The 15,350-nt window shown below is 59.7% G+C and carries 15 protein-coding genes; 11 read left to right on the forward strand and 4 right to left on the reverse strand.

Translation table 11 applies throughout. The annotated features are described in order from the left end of the window. The first annotated feature begins 653 nt into the window (after positions 1-653). From HMPREF3158_RS01840 to HMPREF3158_RS01875, 8 genes are all read left to right on the forward strand, one after another. Positions 654-1,277, forward strand: a complete 624-nt coding sequence (locus tag HMPREF3158_RS01840) for a C40 family peptidase (RefSeq protein WP_062038183.1) — start codon at positions 654-656, stop codon at positions 1,275-1,277. Between the two features lie 169 nt (positions 1,278-1,446). Then, a complete protein-coding gene (locus tag HMPREF3158_RS01845; RefSeq protein WP_235591261.1) occupies positions 1,447-2,556 on the forward strand; it encodes a C40 family peptidase in 1,110 nt (369 codons plus the stop codon). Positions 2,557-2,566: 10 nt separating this feature from the next. Continuing rightward, complete coding sequence (locus tag HMPREF3158_RS01850; RefSeq protein WP_070497070.1) at positions 2,567-3,688, forward strand: glycosyltransferase family 4 protein; 1,122 nt, start codon at positions 2,567-2,569, stop codon at positions 3,686-3,688. Positions 3,689-3,771: 83 nt separating this feature from the next. Next, entirely contained in the window at positions 3,772-4,725 is a 954-nt protein-coding gene (locus HMPREF3158_RS01855; protein WP_070497073.1) for an ROK family protein, read from the forward strand. A gap of 21 nt (positions 4,726-4,746) precedes the next feature. Beyond that, complete coding sequence (locus tag HMPREF3158_RS01860; protein ID WP_061923535.1) at positions 4,747-5,493, forward strand: lysophospholipid acyltransferase family protein; 747 nt, start codon at positions 4,747-4,749, stop codon at positions 5,491-5,493. A gap of 3 nt (positions 5,494-5,496) precedes the next feature. Then, on the forward strand, positions 5,497-6,729 hold the full coding sequence (locus tag HMPREF3158_RS01865) for an acyltransferase family protein (protein WP_141740976.1): 1,233 nt from the start codon (positions 5,497-5,499) through the stop codon (positions 6,727-6,729). Positions 6,730-6,837: 108 nt separating this feature from the next. Beyond that, a complete protein-coding gene (locus HMPREF3158_RS01870) occupies positions 6,838-7,347 on the forward strand; it encodes a polyadenylate-specific 3'-exoribonuclease AS (RefSeq protein ID WP_061923531.1) in 510 nt (169 codons plus the stop codon). A 44-nt stretch (positions 7,348-7,391) separates the two neighbouring features. Beyond that, the gene (locus HMPREF3158_RS01875) at positions 7,392-8,780 is read left to right on the forward strand and encodes a class II 3-deoxy-7-phosphoheptulonate synthase (protein WP_070497076.1); all 1,389 of its coding nucleotides are present in this window, start codon (positions 7,392-7,394) and stop codon (positions 8,778-8,780) included. Between the two features lie 17 nt (positions 8,781-8,797). On the opposite strand, the gene HMPREF3158_RS01880 is transcribed toward HMPREF3158_RS01875, so the two are convergent. Then, entirely contained in the window at positions 8,798-10,162 is a 1,365-nt protein-coding gene (locus HMPREF3158_RS01880) for a protein kinase domain-containing protein (protein ID WP_070497079.1), read from the reverse strand. A gap of 71 nt (positions 10,163-10,233) precedes the next feature. Between HMPREF3158_RS01880 and HMPREF3158_RS01885 the strand changes: the two genes are divergently transcribed. After that, complete coding sequence (locus tag HMPREF3158_RS01885; protein ID WP_235591065.1) at positions 10,234-10,614, forward strand: Rv2175c family DNA-binding protein; 381 nt, start codon at positions 10,234-10,236, stop codon at positions 10,612-10,614. Here the strand turns inward: HMPREF3158_RS01885 and HMPREF3158_RS01890 are convergent. Genes HMPREF3158_RS01890 through HMPREF3158_RS01900 form a run of 3 tightly spaced genes read right to left on the reverse strand, consistent with a single transcriptional unit; the run spans position 10,611 to position 13,867 of the window. Beyond that, positions 10,611-12,170: an alpha-(1->6)-mannopyranosyltransferase A gene (locus HMPREF3158_RS01890; protein ID WP_070497082.1), complete on the reverse strand. Its 1,560-nt coding sequence runs from the start codon at positions 12,168-12,170 to the stop codon at positions 10,611-10,613. The genes HMPREF3158_RS01885 and HMPREF3158_RS01890 overlap by 4 nt on opposite strands. A gap of 5 nt (positions 12,171-12,175) precedes the next feature. Continuing rightward, on the reverse strand, positions 12,176-13,267 hold the full coding sequence (locus HMPREF3158_RS01895) for a polyprenyl synthetase family protein (protein ID WP_246816164.1): 1,092 nt from the start codon (positions 13,265-13,267) through the stop codon (positions 12,176-12,178). A 36-nt stretch (positions 13,268-13,303) separates the two neighbouring features. After that, positions 13,304-13,867 (reverse strand): GNAT family N-acetyltransferase, encoded by a 564-nt coding sequence (locus HMPREF3158_RS01900; protein WP_070497088.1) that lies wholly within the window; start codon positions 13,865-13,867, stop codon positions 13,304-13,306. 217 nt (positions 13,868-14,084) lie between these two features. Between HMPREF3158_RS01900 and HMPREF3158_RS01905 the strand changes: the two genes are divergently transcribed. Continuing rightward, positions 14,085-14,525, forward strand: a complete 441-nt coding sequence (locus tag HMPREF3158_RS01905; RefSeq protein ID WP_070497090.1) for an SAV_6107 family HEPN domain-containing protein — start codon at positions 14,085-14,087, stop codon at positions 14,523-14,525. Between the two features lie 216 nt (positions 14,526-14,741). After that, the gene (locus HMPREF3158_RS01910) at positions 14,742-15,113 is read left to right on the forward strand and encodes a DUF3040 domain-containing protein (protein ID WP_070497094.1); all 372 of its coding nucleotides are present in this window, start codon (positions 14,742-14,744) and stop codon (positions 15,111-15,113) included. The last annotated feature ends 237 nt before the right edge of the window (positions 15,114-15,350 follow it).

The raw sequence follows: 15,350 nt of genomic DNA on the forward strand, positions 1-15,350 counted from the left end.
GCCCTGGGGTGGAACTGCTAACAACGTAATGGGAAGTAGCGCATTCTCCGAGCGCATAAACTCGCCAAAACTGAGTTCAAATGTGTGTGAAAATTGGGGCTGGTGAGCCTCCAATTCTGGCCCAAAACTGAGCTGTGAGGAAGGTCACTGTCTCAATTTTTACGCTAAATTTGGTTCAAAAGTTGATGATAATGAGTTTCCCGCAAACGGCATTAGCGGCCATTATTTTCGCAGGTTAGGCTTTGTCTCAAAGTGATAACGGGGAGCGTTCCCCGGCTAAAGGTCTGAAACATTTCGGAAATGTCAATGGAAGATAACGGGACGATAACGGCCGTGGTTTTGGGTCGGTGATTCGACATTGGCCGTGACAGTTTCGTAACCTATTTGAGACATTGAGTTACCGACGAAGTGGTGCTCAATAACGAACTGAAGATTTAAGTGCCGCATCTGGCCCCTCCTAAACCGGGGGGGCGAGTGGAGATGCTCCTACAGGAACGGAGCATCAACGAACGCTAGGCCCGCCCCGGGTCAGAGCTCCGAATGGTTTGCAGAAATTGTGAACCAGAGCGTGAATCTTTACTTCCAGTATTTCTGCGAAGTAATTACGCGTGCTCATTCGAAGTAGGCACACAGGAAGATTTGGAGTTTAATTCGTGTCTAAGCACCGTCGTCAGGGCGCAATCACTACCCGCCGTATTGCAACCACCGCAGTTGCTGCAGCGTCCGCAGCAGTTGCAGTCCCAGCAGTTGCACAGGGTGCCGAGGTAGTCATTCCTAACACCGACTACCGCTTCGAGGTTGCGGGTCTGGAGAACGTCCCGAACATCAACCAGGTTCCGAACATCCAGCAGTATGTTCCGTCCCTGCAGCAGGAGAACGTAAACTACGCAGCGTCCGTACAGGCACCGGCTCCGGCCGCTGCTCCGGCACAGTCTGCAGGCCAGAAGGCTCTCGCAGCTGCACGCTCCGCCATTGGTGCACCGTACGTTTACGGCGCAAACGGCCCGAGCGCATTCGACTGCTCCGGTCTGACCTCTTGGGCATACCGCCAGGCTGGCGTTGAGATCCCACGCACCTCCCAGGCTCAGGCTGCTGCTGGCAAGCAGGTCTCCCTGGATGCTCTGCAGCCGGGCGACATCATCGTCTACTACTCTGGTGCATCCCACGTCGGTATCTACACCGGCAACGGCACCATCATCGACGCTTTGAACTCCGGTGTCCCGGTTCAGGAGCGCCCTCTGGATTACATGCCGATCCACTCCGCAGTTCGCTTCTAAGGCTTAAGCAGCTGCATTCGGCATTACTAGCCCTTGCCTCCAATTATTTATGGACGGCAGGGGCTATTTGTGGTTTTATAGTTCTTTGTTCGTATACTCGCTTTCAGTGCGAGATATACGCTAGTATCAAGCGGTCTATTATTATTTTTTAAGTTTGGGAACTTCTACCGTGCTTTCTTCCACTTTGCGGGCCCGCCGCACTTTCTACGCGGCATTGGCCGCAGCGCTTACCGTATCCACCGCTTGGGGCGTGGCGGTCGTGCCTCCCGCGACGGCACAAGAGGTCGAGCAAGTCCAGGAAGCACCGGCTGCCGCAGCGCCCGCGGAGGAACCTGGCAGTCCTGCGAGCGAGGACCTGCAGAAGTTGGTTGACCGTGTCGCGGACGTCGCCCAGCGCGTGGCCGCCAAGAACGAGGAAGTCAAGGCTTCCGAGGATGCACTGGCCGCTACCGAAAAGGAAGTAGAAGAACTCCAGAAGCGCGCCGATGACGCGCGCATAAAAGCGGATGCTGCAGCTGTTGCCGTAACAGACCAACAAGATCGCATCAACGGCATCGCCCAGTCGCGCTACCGCGGTGATTCCACCAGTGCCGTCGCAGCCGCTTTGGATGCCGCAGATCCTGGCACCGCTGTTGAACGTATGGGCTACCTTGGTGCGCTTTCGCGCACCGCGCAACGCAATCTTGATGACAAGGCTGCAGCCGCCGACGTCGCTCGTGGACTGCAAGACGAGGCCGCCGCTGCCGTAAAGGCCGCACAGGATAAGGCTGCGGAGCTTGAACGGCAGCGGGATCGCCTTCTCAAGGAGCAGGAAGAGCTCGAAACACAGAAGAAGGAGATCGAGGAAAAGGTCGATAGCCTAAGCGAGGAGCAGCGCGCTGCCTTTGTGGGCCGCTTCGGTGCTAAGGACGTTGACGTTGCCGCATTGTCCGACGGTTCCGGTTCCAAGGCCGTCGAAGCTGCCCTTACCCGCTTGGGTGCGCCGTATGGCTGGGGTGCTACGGGCCCTGACGTCTTTGACTGCTCGGGTCTTATGGTGTGGAGTTATCAGCAGATGGGCAAGTCCATTCCGCGTACCTCCCAGGCGCAGCTCGCAGGTGGCACCCAGGTCCCGCTCGATCAGCTCGAACCCGGTGACATCATCGGTTACTACCCAGGAGTTACCCACGTCGGCATGTACGTCGGCGATGGCAAGGTAGTACATGCTTCGACCTATGGCGTGCCGGTTCAGGTCGTTCCGGTGGACTCTATGCCGATCCAAGGAGCGGTGCGCTACTAGAGTAGGGCGCATGGCGCGCACACTACTGGTTAGCAATGACTTCCCGCCCACGATTGGCGGGATTCAGTCATATCTACGGGACTTCGTCTCCACCCTGGATCCTTCCGAGGTTGTCGTCTTTGCCTCGACGCAGGATGCTGAAGCCGCCGCGCTTTACGACGCCGCCCAGCCCTACCAGGTCATCCGTTGGCCGCGGCGCATCATGCTGCCTACTCCGGCAACCGTGCGCGAGATGCAGCGGCTTATCAAGGCCTATGACATCGACACCGTTTGGTTCGGTGCGGCAGCCCCTCTTGCATTGATGGGCAAGGCTGCCAAGGAAGCCGGCGCGACCAAGGTTGTGGCCACTACTCACGGCCACGAGGTGGGGTGGTCCATGCTTCCGGTTGCCCGTCAGGCGCTGCGGCGCATCGGAGATCACGCTGATGTTATTACGTATATCTCCGACTACACGCTGCGTCGCTTGCAAGCGCCCTTTGGCCCTGGGCCGGAGTGGGTGCATCTTCCCTCTGCGGTGAGCCTGGAGGATTTTCAGCCGGCCGATGAGCAGAAAAAGCAGGCTGCGCGTGCGCACTTCGGTTTGTCAGATGGTCCCGTCATCACGTGTATTTCCCGCTTGGTCCCGCGCAAGGGGCAAGACCAGCTGCTGCGAGCCCTTCCGAAGGTTCGCGCGCAATTTCCCAATGCACAACTGCTCATCATTGGTCGCGGCCGCTACCGGAAAGCTTTAGAGCGGTTAGCCGAAATCTATGCCCCCGACGTCATCATCCGCGAGGCCAAAGACACTACGGAGCTGCAGATGGCCCTGCACGCCGCCGATGTCTTTGCCATGCCCGCGCGTACCCGTGGGGGAGGCCTCGATGTCGAGGGCTTGGGCATCGTCTACCTTGAGGCCCAGGCCTGCGGCGTGCCCGTCATCGCCGGTGACTCCGGCGGCGCACCGGAGACCGTCACGGATGGCACCGGCATCGTGGTGAGCGGTTCAAGTGTTGCCGAATTGGAGGAGGCATTGTGCGCCTTGCTAGGCGATGCACCTCGCGCCCGCCGCATGGGGCAGGCTGGCCGCAACCACGTGGAGACGGCATGGACGTGGGAAATCATGGGTGGGCGCCTGCGTGAAATCTTGGGTTAGTGGCAGAGATTAATTTCTTTATCGATTCCGCTCGAACATGCAGAATGTGACCAATACCCCGGCGGGGGTATATCCTGTTGTGCATGCTTGAACACGCTCAACCTGCCGCGGACTCCGGATTCACCATTGGATTCGACATCGGCGGCACCAACCTACGCGCGGCGACCATCAGCGCGGAGGGCAACATTGTTGATTCGGTGAGCGTGCCAACCGCGGATAACGCCCGTCAGCTAGAAGATGACATCGTCCAGGCTGTAGACACCCTCCGTGAGAAGAATGAGATCTCCGCAGTCGGCTTGGCACTCGCCGGCTTTTTGGATCCCCAGTGTGAAACCGTGCGCTTTGCCCCGCACTTGCCGTGGCGCGATGCGCCGGTGCGCGAAATCTTAAGCAAGCGGCTCGGTCTACCCGTACGCCTCGAGCATGACGCTAACTCCGCAGCGTGGGGAGAGTGGCGCTTCGGTGCCGGGCGCGGCGCCAAGGATTGGGTTTTCTTCTCTGTCGGCACCGGCATTGGCGCAACCTTGATGACCGAGGCCAAGATTTACCGCGGCGCGTTTGGCACGGCCCCAGAATTCGGCCACCTTATCGTGGTACCGGGTGGACGCGAGTGCTCCTGCGGCAAGCGCGGCTGCCTGGAACGCTATGCCTCCGGTACCGCATTGCCCGATACCTGTGAGGAGCTGCGCCCAAGCTATTCCACCACGCTGCCAGTAGGTGCCGAGGGAGTAGAAATCACCACCGCCGCACGCGCCGGCGATCCTCTCGGCCTAGCCGTCATGGAGCACTTCGGAACCTGGCTGGGCCAGGGCCTTTCCATCGTGGCAGACGTCTTGGATCCCGAGCTGATCGTGATTGGCGGCGGCGTCGCCAATGATGCGGATCTCTACCTAGACACCGCGCGCGAGAACATGGCGCGCCAAATAGTAGGGGCGGGGCATCGCCCGCTGGCCCGCGTGGCCACCGCAGATCTGGGCTCAGCGGCGGGTATGATTGGCGTAGCTGACCTAGCCCGCAATGGGCTTGCCGTAGGTTAATTAAACGACAGGGACAACGCGATGCGAAACAAGTGGTACTGGGCATTTAAGAACATCTTTTTCGGTCCTGCCTTGCGGTTGTGGAACCGCCCGTGGACTGAAGGCATGGATAACATTCCCACTGCAGGTCCAGCGATTCTTGTCTCCACGCACCAAGCGGTGATGGACTCTTTCTTCTTCCCACTGATGTGCCCGCGTCAGATCACCTTCTTGGCCAAGAGCGAGTATTTCACCACTCCGGGCTTGGTGGGCCGCGCGCAAGCGTGGTTCTTCAGCTCGGTCGGCCAGGTCCCCGTCGAGCGCGACAGCGACAACGCCAGCGATGCCATGCTGGAATCCGCACAGCTGATTCTGAATAGAGGAGACCTGTTTGGCATCTACCCGGAGGGCACCCGTTCTCCTGATGGCCGCATCTACAAAGGTCGTACTGGTATGGGGCGCATCGCCATGACTACCGGGAAGAAGGTCATTCCGATCGCCATGATCGGTACCCGCAAGGCCAATCCGATCGGCAGCTGGGTGCCGCGTCCTACCAAGGTCGGCATGCGCGTTGCCGAGCCGATCGATCCGCATGAGTGGGCAGCGGAACGCGGTTTGGACCCGAATGAGCATGACACCATTCGTGCTTTCACCGATTACGTTATGCAGGAATTGGCCGAGCTTTCCGGCCAGCCGTATGTCGATGTCTATGCCTCTGAGGTCAAAGCCTCCCTGCAAGCAGGCAAGGGCTATCCTGCAGGCGCGGAACCAAAATACGAGGCGCACTAGGCGGTGAGTTCCCCTAAGGCTCGATTAGCGTGGCCTGACATCGCCAAGGGTATTTCCATCCTTGGCGTTGTTCTTTTGCACGTCACGCTCACTGTTCCCGAATCCAGCGAGACCCGACTCGCGGCCCTCAACCTCTGGTTAGACCCGCTGCGTTTGCCCCTCTTCTTCCTCGTCAGCGGCTACTTTTCTACGAAGGTTTTTAACTTCACCTTCCCGCAGCTTTTCGCGCGCCGCCTGTGGTATTTCATCGTGCCCTATGTGGTGTGGATGGCCGTGGAATTGCAGGTAAAACGCCTCGAATTACACTGGGTCTTCGAAAGCGACATCTTTGATCGCAATGAGATGCTGTTCAACATGGTCTTTGGCCACACGATGGCCTGGTTTATCCATTCTCTGATCTTCTTCAACATCTTCTTGTGGTGCGTACGCAAGCTGCCCGGCTGGCTGGCCGTGCTTTTAAGCTTTACGCCGCTGTTGTTCATGGCGTGGCAGGCGCACTTTACCTTCATTGCCAAGGCGATGATGTTCCTGCCGATGTTCGTAGCCGCGGCTTTCTTCCGGGACTGGATTACCCGCTTCGCCTCCGAAATCGAGGCACCTTTCAAGGGACACTTTGGCCTTTCCACCGCCTTTTTCTACGGCGGCACCATTGTGGCTTACCTCTGCGGCTCCTTTTTCCGCCGTGCTTGGGATTCTTATCCCGAGGAGGTCTTCATTCCGTGGCCGCTGCCCGGTGCGGAGTACCTGACCTCTAACGAGGTGCACATCTTGGTCCGCTTCGTGGAACAGGCCTTGGAGGTCCCGCTGGGTATTGTGCTGGCGATTTGGGTCTCCTATGTCCCAGTCCTGTCCAAGGGATTGCGCTTTATAGGCTCGCACACGCTGCCCATCTACTTGGCGCATCCCATCGGCCTTACAGTGGGCTATGGCTTCTTCATGGCTTGGTTCCCACATGAGGTCACCCTGCACGGCGAGCACTTGCTGGATAACACCTGGTTCTGGTTGATCGCTTGCTTCGTCTTCGCAGCCATTGCCTCTCTGGCGCTATGGGCGCTGGGGCGCGTGCCGATTGTAGGCTGGCTGCTCAAACCGCCAGACATCTCGCATCTCATCGACGCGCCTGCACAGCAGGATTATCATCCAGAAAACACTCCGCCAGAAATCACTCCGCGGCAAGACCCAAAGGCCCACCGCCGCGAGCGGGTTCATTGTTGCAGCGCACGCCGCCGCGACTAGCAGGTGCATGCGTGGGCGCGGAGGTCGGGCGGCGTCGCCAAGCACCGCCTCTTGCACCCCAGACCCCAAGGCATGCTGAGGGAGGGAAGCCAAGTAAGATTAGGCCCCGTGCGCTACTTCTATGACACCGAGTTTATTGAGAATGGAAAGACCATAGAGCTGGTCTCCATTGGCATCGTCGGCGAAGATGGCAGCGAATTTTATGCGGTATCTACCGACTTCAACCCCGCGCATGCCAACGCGTGGGTGCGCGAGAACGTTCTCGATAAGCTGCCTTCCCCGAGCGATCCCGTCTGGAAGTCGCGCGACCGCATTCGTGAGGAGCTCATAGAGTTTCTCACCAAGCACTCCACTCCGGTCGAGCTCTGGGCTTGGGTGGGCGCCTATGACCACGTGGTTTTGGCCCAGTTGTGGGGCGATATGGCGGGCTTGCCTAAGCGCATCCCGCGCTATACCCGCGAGCTCAAGCAGTACTGGGAATTCGCCGGCTGCCCGAAGTTGCCGCCGGTGCCGCAGGGCAATCACGACGCGCTTGTCGACGCGCGCCATAACCTAGCCAAGTTCCGCGCCTGCATGGAGGCACTACCCCTGACAAGGGCCAACCAAGTAACTATCTAGTCCCAAACTATCCTGCGACAGGGAGCTAATGGTTAAATAGCCATGTGAGTTGGACAGTAGATATCCCTAAAGAAGCACTTCCGGATCTTCCACCTTTGCCTGCCGGCATCGAGGAGCGATTCCAGGATGCCATCGCACGCAATGCCAAGCAGCAGCCGAGCTGGGATCGCGCGCAGGCAGATAACGTGCGCAAGATTCTGGAATCCGTGCCGCCCATTGTCGTGGCACCGGAGATTGAAGAGCTTAAGCGCAAGCTTGCCGACGTCGCGCTCGGCAAGGCATTCCTGCTGCAAGGCGGCGACTGTGCTGAGACCTTTGAATCCAATACCGAGCCGCACATCCGCGGCAACGTGAAAACCTTGCTGCAGATGGCAGTGGTGCTCACCTATGGCGCTTCGACCCCGGTTGTGAAGTTGGGTCGCATCGCCGGTCAGTACGCGAAGCCGCGTTCGTCGGACATGGACTCAAAAGGTCTGCTCAACTACCGCGGCGACATCGTCAACGGAGTTGAACCCACCGAAGAGGCCCGGCGTCACGACCCAGCCCGCATGATTCGCGCCTACGCTAACTCTTCGGCTGCCATGAACCTGGTGCGTTCGTTGACTTCGTCTGGCACCGCCGACCTGTACCGCCTGCACGAGTGGAACCGCGAATTCGTGGCAAACTCCTCGGCTGGTGCGCGCTACCAGGCGCTGGCCGATGAAATTGAAAACGGCCTGGCTTTCATGAACGCCTGCGGAGTTTCTGACGAGACCCTACGTTCTGCTGAGATCTACTGCTCCCACGAGGCCCTGTTGAAGGACTACGAGCGTTCCATGCTGCGCCTTGGCATGGACACCAACGGCGAGACCAAGCTTTACGATCTTTCCGCCCACCAGCTGTGGATTGGTGAGCGTACCCGCGGCCTCGAGGACTTCCACGTCAACTTCGCCGCGCTCATCGGTAACCCCGTGGGCATCAAGCTTGGCCCTGGAGTTACCCCGGAGCAGGCGGTGGAGTACGCAGAAAAGCTCGACCCGAACCGCGAACCAGGACGCCTGACCATGATCACCCGCATGGGCCACGACAAGGTGCGTACCGTCTTGCCAGCAGTGGTCAAGGCAGTAGAAGACTCCGGCCACAAGGTAGTCTGGCAGTGCGATCCAATGCATGGCAACACCTTCACGGCGTCGAATGGTTACAAGACCCGTCACTTCGACAAGATCGTCGACGAGGTCCAAGGCTTCTTCGAGGTCCACCGCGAGCTGGGCACCCACCCAGGCGGCGTGCACCTTGAGTTCACCGGCGAGGACGTCACCGAGTGCTTGGGCGGCGCTGAGGACATCACCGACCTAGACCTGCCGGGTCGTTACGAGTCCGCAGTGGACCCGCGTCTCAACACCCAGCAGTCCCTGGAGTTGTCCTTCCTCATAGCGGAGATGCTGCGCAACTAGCGGGCAAAGACCGCTACTTAGGCTAGGAACTGCGGCAAGAAGCCGTAGTTGCCTGAGCCAAACCACCAGCCGCCGATCGCCACGGCGACGGTAGCTAGTGCCACGAGCGCCAGGAAAAGCAGCAGTGAGAAGATACTGCGGTTAGTTTCCCGGCGCTCTTCTGGTTCCTCCTCCGCGATGCGGGAGAGCTGATTGTGCTGTTGCGGGGCAGGAGCCGGCGCCTGCTGCGGCATCGGAGCCGGTGGAGTTTGCGGAGTCGGGGGCACCTGCCCGGCGTAGGGATCGATGCGTGTCTGCGATGGATAAGCCGCCGGCCGCGGCGCGGCTGGCGTATCGGCGCGCGTTTCGAAGCTAAGAGGCGCGCGCTGTGGCTGCTGCGGAAGGTATTCGGTTGCCGGTTCTTCTTCGGCAGGCCGCGGCTGGGGCGCCGAGCTTTCTAACGCCGTGGTGGCATCGAAGACGTGGGTAGCTCCCGTGCCGGAGAAATCCGTGGGCTGCTCGGCAGTGCGGGCGGCGGCAGCGTTGCGGGGGACAGGGACAGTGAAGTCGGGGAGTGCGAGCTCCCGCGTGACGTCGTCAAGCGCGTCCAAGAACTCGCCTGCGTCGGCGAAGCGCTCGGACTTTTCCCGCGCCGTGGCGGTGGCGACGAGGGCGTCGAAAAGCTTCGGCACTCCCGCAATGCGAGACGAAGGTGCCGGCACATCTGCCTGCAGGCGTGCCTGCGCGTGCTCCAATGGGGTAGCGCCACGGAAAGGAACGCTGCCTGTCAGAAGCTCGAAGAGGACGATGCCGGCGGAATAAACATCGGAGGCCGCCGTAATCGGCTCACCGGTGACCTGCTCTGGCGAAAGATACGACACCGTACCGATGATCTGGCTCGAGCCCCGCTCCGCTGCGGCCGAACGCACCAGACCAAAATCCCCCACCTTCACGCGGTTCTGTGCGGTAATCAGCACGTTGTCTGGCTTGATATCGCGATGGACTAAACCCGCGCGATGGACTTCATCCAAGCCCATGAGCATCGGACGCATGACCGCCGCCGCGGCGTGTGCCGGCATGGGTCCGCGCTCGGCGAGCAGCTCGCGCAAGGTGCCGCCGGTGATAAGTTCCATGATGAGAAAAATTGGCACGCCATCGGAAGAGAAGTCATGCACTCCCACGAGGTTTGGATGCTGCAGCTGCGCCATCGCGCGGGCCTCGCGCTCGAAACGCTTCACAAAGGCCGGATCGTCTTGATAGTGCTCATGCATCACCTTCGCCGCCACCGCACGGCCTAAGCGCATGTCGACGCAGCGATAAACCGTGGACATGCCGCCCCGCGCGATCGGCCGATCGACGCGATAGCGGTCCTCGAGAATGTCGCCTATTTCCAGCCTTGTCATGTAATCCAGTATGGCTGATAGACGCAGCGATGTGGTATCCGGCTAAGGTTGTGTCTGTGACTAATCCACAGATGAATTCCGAACAGGCCAAGAACGAAGAAATCGCTGCCCTCCTGGAAGGCGAGGAGCTGTTGACGCTGCAAGAGGTGGCGGACAAGCTCGACCTGCAGATTACCCGCGTGTTTGATCTGCTGGGCGCCCGCAAGTTCATCGCGTGGCGCAACGCAGAAGGTACCCGCTTGGTGCCGGCTGCCTTCTTTAATCAGAAGGGCGTTATCTCCAAGTATGTTTCAGGCGTTATCACCGTGCTTAGCGACGGCGGTTTTAGCGACCAAGAGATCTTCATCCATCTTTTCACCGAAGATGAAACTCTCCCGGGCCGCCCGATCGACGCCTTGCACGGCCACCTGGCGCGCGAAGTTATCCGCCGCGCGCAGGCTTCTGCTTTCTAGGCAGTAGCTTTTTCTGCAGACTCTGCTTTTATGGGTTCCTGGGCTGCGTTCCTACGCAGCCCATCGCCGATCTTGGGGCTGACGCCAGCGAAGATCCACTGCGTTAAAGCCCACGCGGCAACGACCATGGCGATATCCCACCACCAGTTATAGAGCTGGTGGTTGCCATCGCCGGAGAAAGCGACGCCGATAAACAGCGAAACGCCGGTGGTTATCTTCAGCAGCAACAGCGGTGGGCGGAAGGTGCCCATCAGCGTCAGCACCGAGGCGTAGTACCAAGGCAGCGTCACCGAATTGAAGAGGAACGCCACCTGGTAGGCGCCCGCAGTGCCGGCGATGGCACGGCGCACGCTGCCGCGGCCCAGCCACCACATGGCCACCAAGCCGATGAGCATCAAAACCATCGAAATGGTGCGCAGTACGTTCAGCACGCCGTTGTAGGTGGTATCCGGGCTGAAGATCTGAATCAACGGAATCATGACATCGGCGGCAAAGGTAGGGCCAGCTAGGGGATTGACCACCTTAGAGTTGCCGCTGATCTGCGAAAGCCAGCCCCAGGAGCTGCCCGAAGCCCAAGTAATCGCAGCCACCGCAAGGCCTACCTCAGCCAAAGCCACGATGCCGGAGAGCACAAAAGCACCAAGCTGGCGCCCGCGCGAGGCCGAGCCCGGCGCATAGTGCAGCACCATCATCCACACCACGAAGGGGGCTGCGAAGATAGCTGTGGCTTTAAGCGCCACCGCGACGCCGATGAGCAGCAAGCCAATGTGGAAGCGTTTCTTCACCGCAGCCAGCAGGCCGAGTGATACCAAAGTCACCATCACGGACTCGTTGTGCATGCCCGCTACCAAGTGCAACACCACCACTGGGTTGGCCACGCCAAGCCACAGCGCTAGGGCAGGATCGCCGCCAAGGGCACGGGTGAGATGCACAATCGCCCACGCGATGACCGCAAAGCCAAGCAGGGAAATCGCCTTGTAGATGATGATACCGGCGGCCACATTGTCCCCGACTACGCGCGTGACTGCCTCGGCCATCCACAAGTGCAGCGGGCCATATGGGGTAGTGGTGTTGCGCCAGTCATGGGAGACCTCCAGCAGGAACGGGCCTGGATTGACCGCCGCGCCTTCCGTATAAGGATCGAAGCCATCGCGCACCATGGCGCCCTGCATCAGATAGGAATAGACATCGCGGGAGGCTAGGGGAGCAGCGAAGAGCAAAGGCGCAATCCAAGCGCTCAACATGATGCGGATAGAGCGTAGGCCACCTTTGTGCTGAGGGTTCTTCAGCTGCGGATTAATAACCTGGCGGCCTGCCAAAATCCAGGCCGCAACCAGACCAAACAAGCCGACCCAGTAGAGCACCATGCCCACGTTGCGGCCGTGGCCATAAGCCAAGAAGCCGACGTTTAGCGCTTCGAGGAAACCGCCGCGATTGCGCGTGGCGCCGCCCGAAAACGAGGCAAAGGCCAAGATGATGCTGGCGATGATTCCCACCGGCAGCGCATTGGGCAGGCGCACGGTATAAGTCTTGTGACCTTTCTCAGGTGCGGTCATAGTGCCTACATTCGACGGGCAGTGGACTTAATAGCCAGTGCCTCGAGGGTCTCAGTGACTGCAGGATCAACATGGGCCTTGCGCAAGTGGCCCAAGCCGGACTCGGTTAGGGCCGAAATCTGCTCCTCCAGCATTTGCGGGGCGCCGGAGTCAGCGATGATTTGAGCCATCTGCGCGATTTCGGCTGGGTCTTCCGTGTTGCCAATGAGCGAGCGCAGCACCTTCGCGGATGCTGGGTCCTTTTCATCAGCGCGCTGCAAAGCCAACGAGAGCAGCACGGTGCGCTTGCCTTCGCGCAGGTCATCACCGGCGGGCTTGCCGGTGATTTCTGGGTCACCAAAGACACCCAGCTGATCATCGCGGAGCTGGAAGGCGATGCCGGTGTCGCGGCCGTAGCCACGGAAAGCGCTGATAAGCGCGGCGTCAGCACCTGCCACCGCGGCGCCCAAATGCAGAGGACGCTCGATGGTGTAGGCGGCCGTCTTATAACGGTTCACAGAATTGGCCAAAGTGGGGTCCTCAGAGCCCGCTGCCTCTAGCGAGATATCGAGCAGCTGGCCGCCGATGACTTCGGTGCGCATGCCCGCCCATGGGCCGCGCGCACGCTGCAAAGCCGCGCTGCTTAGACCTGAACCTTGCAGCATGTCTTCGGCCCAAGCTAGTGCGAGGTCACCGACGAGGATGGCAACCGACTGACCAAAGAAGTCTGCGTCACCGTGGAAGTTCTGCGCGCGATGCTGCGCTGCGACGGCGCGATGCACCGTGGGGTTTCCGCGGCGGGTATCAGAGGAATCGATGATGTCATCGTGGATAAGCGCGCAGGCCTGAATGAATTCCAGCGACGATGCGGCGGTGGCCATGGCTTGCGGATCTTCTTCGCCGTCCAAGCCGCGTGCGCCCAGGAAACCCGCCCACGCGTAGGTGGGGCGGATACGCTTGCCGCCGTCGAGGACAAAGTTTTCCAAGTAAGACGTGGCGCCAACGACGGGGCCGCCGATTTCGGCGACCTCGGGGCGGCGCTGGTCTAAAAACTCCAGGAGCTTTTCGCGGGCGGTATCCGGGAACTGCTCTAGGGAAGGAATGCTGTTGTCTTTCACTCCCCACACGTTACCTGTTGAACCGGACATTCCCTGTTACATGGTGGAAAGCGGCAGGCGTGCCGCGAGAATTGCAAAGGCACGGGAATCAGCGGGGTATTCCAACTCGCGCAGCACATCGAAGAATCCCACCTTACGGTAGAGCTGAAATGCCGCGTTGGCCTCGTCGGGGACTTCCGGCGTCGACAGTAAAAGGTAACTGGCAGGAGCGTTCCACGCCAGCTCCTTTATTAGCGCCAATCCCAGCCCATGCCCTTGCAGGTTCGGTGCGACATGAATCTCGGCGAGCTCAAAGTAGTTGTGGAGAATCTCCAGCTGCTCCTGAGTGGCCCCGCCGGCCTCGGCGAATCCCCTTCGCAGCTGCTGGTCCCACCAGGTGTCGGGCGAACCGATGAAGCCATAAGCGACGCCGCCTATTCCATACTCATCTTCCGCGATCACCGCCGTAAACCCTGGCCGCATGATGTCTGCTTTCCATGCCTTGATTCGATTTGCACGCATGGTGGGGCTATATCCCATGGCGGCGATGTAAATATCGACCAAGGGGGGCGCCAGCATGGCGAACTCTTGCGGGCTCAAGCGACGAATATGAAAACTCACGTCTTTAATATCAGCAGATCTTGGCAGAGTTCGACAAGGAATTCCGGCAAAAGTTCCTGCCCTGCTTGGCGACGCCCCGATAAGGGGAGGGGATGTTCGAAAATATTTGTCTGTAGTGCGAAAACCATTGCCTTATTCGAACGTTTGAACTAATCTGGAAGTAGATGTCCAGTGCACGCTCTAGATTTATGGTCAACAACAGCAAAGGAGGAGCATCATGGCACAGGTTATTTCTGCAACAGCACAGTTCAAGGGGGCGCGCGCTGCCGCAGGCGCGTTCAAGCGCGACCGTTTTCTAACGCAAGCCGGAGACCTTCTGTCGCAGGCCCGCGCCATGGCTGCCGCTGAGCGTTGGGACCAAGCCCTCGAATTTGCATACCAGGCGGGTCTGCGCACTGCCGGTGCGCGTATCACAGATTCCGCAGTGTCAAAGCGGCGCCGTTTGCCGTCGAGTGCGTGGGAGCAGCTGGCCATGGTGGGCGCTTCCGAGAGGGATTGGGCGGAGCGTTTCCGTGGATATTCCCGCCTTCGTTCTCGTGTGGCCTCCGGGCTGGATGGTGCGCCGGATGAAGAAGTCGTTGTAAAGCTAATGGCCTTGGCTGCGGAATTTTTGGCAGAGGTTGAAGAGGGGATTGTCTTCGGTTCTCTTGCTGCCTAGCTGCGTGGTGTCGGGGTCAGTTATTTGCTCCGGGTGTGACGTTGCCCAATAGTGGTGGGGGCAGACTGTGCTTGCGGGAACTTACTGATTACTCTGGGCGTTAGATAGTTAGTAGTTCACGAATCATGGTGTAACCCAAAGCTTGCGCGGTGGCGCGTAGGTGCATCGCAGCGTGGATTTTCGGCCCGATGCCCATTGAGATCAATTGGAGGAAAAGTGTCGCTTTCCGAGCACGAGCAGCAGGCACTGTGTGAAATTGAACGATCCTTGATGCAGGATGATCCCAAGTTTGGTTCCTCCGTTACGGGTGACTCCGGCTTCGGTAGCGGCGGCGCCATCACCCTGCGCGGGGGTGCCCTCATCGTTGTCGGCCTTTTGTTGATGGTTGGCGGCGTAGCTTTGGCGCAGCAGTCACTGTGGTTTGTGGCCTTGTCTGTACTGGGCTTCCTCGTGATGTTCGGTGCTGGCGTGTGGATGCTGCGTGGCCGTAAAGAGGCTGTTAGCTATAGCGCGCCGCGCCGCCCGGCTGGCAACCGTCAAGGCGTGAGCTCCCGCCTTGAGGAGAGCTTCCGCCGCCGTTTCGAATAAGCTGCCAGCTTCTTTGGTGCTAGAGCCCGCATCCTTCTGGATGCGGGCTTTTAGTTTTCTCTGAGCTCTATCTCCCACTTTCACCCCTTCCACCCACTTCGTCCCCCATTCTCCACTTTGCCCCACCGCGGGGAGGGGAGTGTGGCCTTTTGCGCGCGTTGGGCGGCGGTGCGTATCCCGGCGGTGTGCGAGGCGGCTGTGGGTTGTTCAAGAGGATTACCAGCCCTGGAAAACCAG

It is taken from the genome of Corynebacterium sp. HMSC06G04, assembly GCF_001807365.1.
GTDB classification, from domain to species: Bacteria; Actinomycetota; Actinomycetes; order Mycobacteriales; family Mycobacteriaceae; genus Corynebacterium; species Corynebacterium simulans.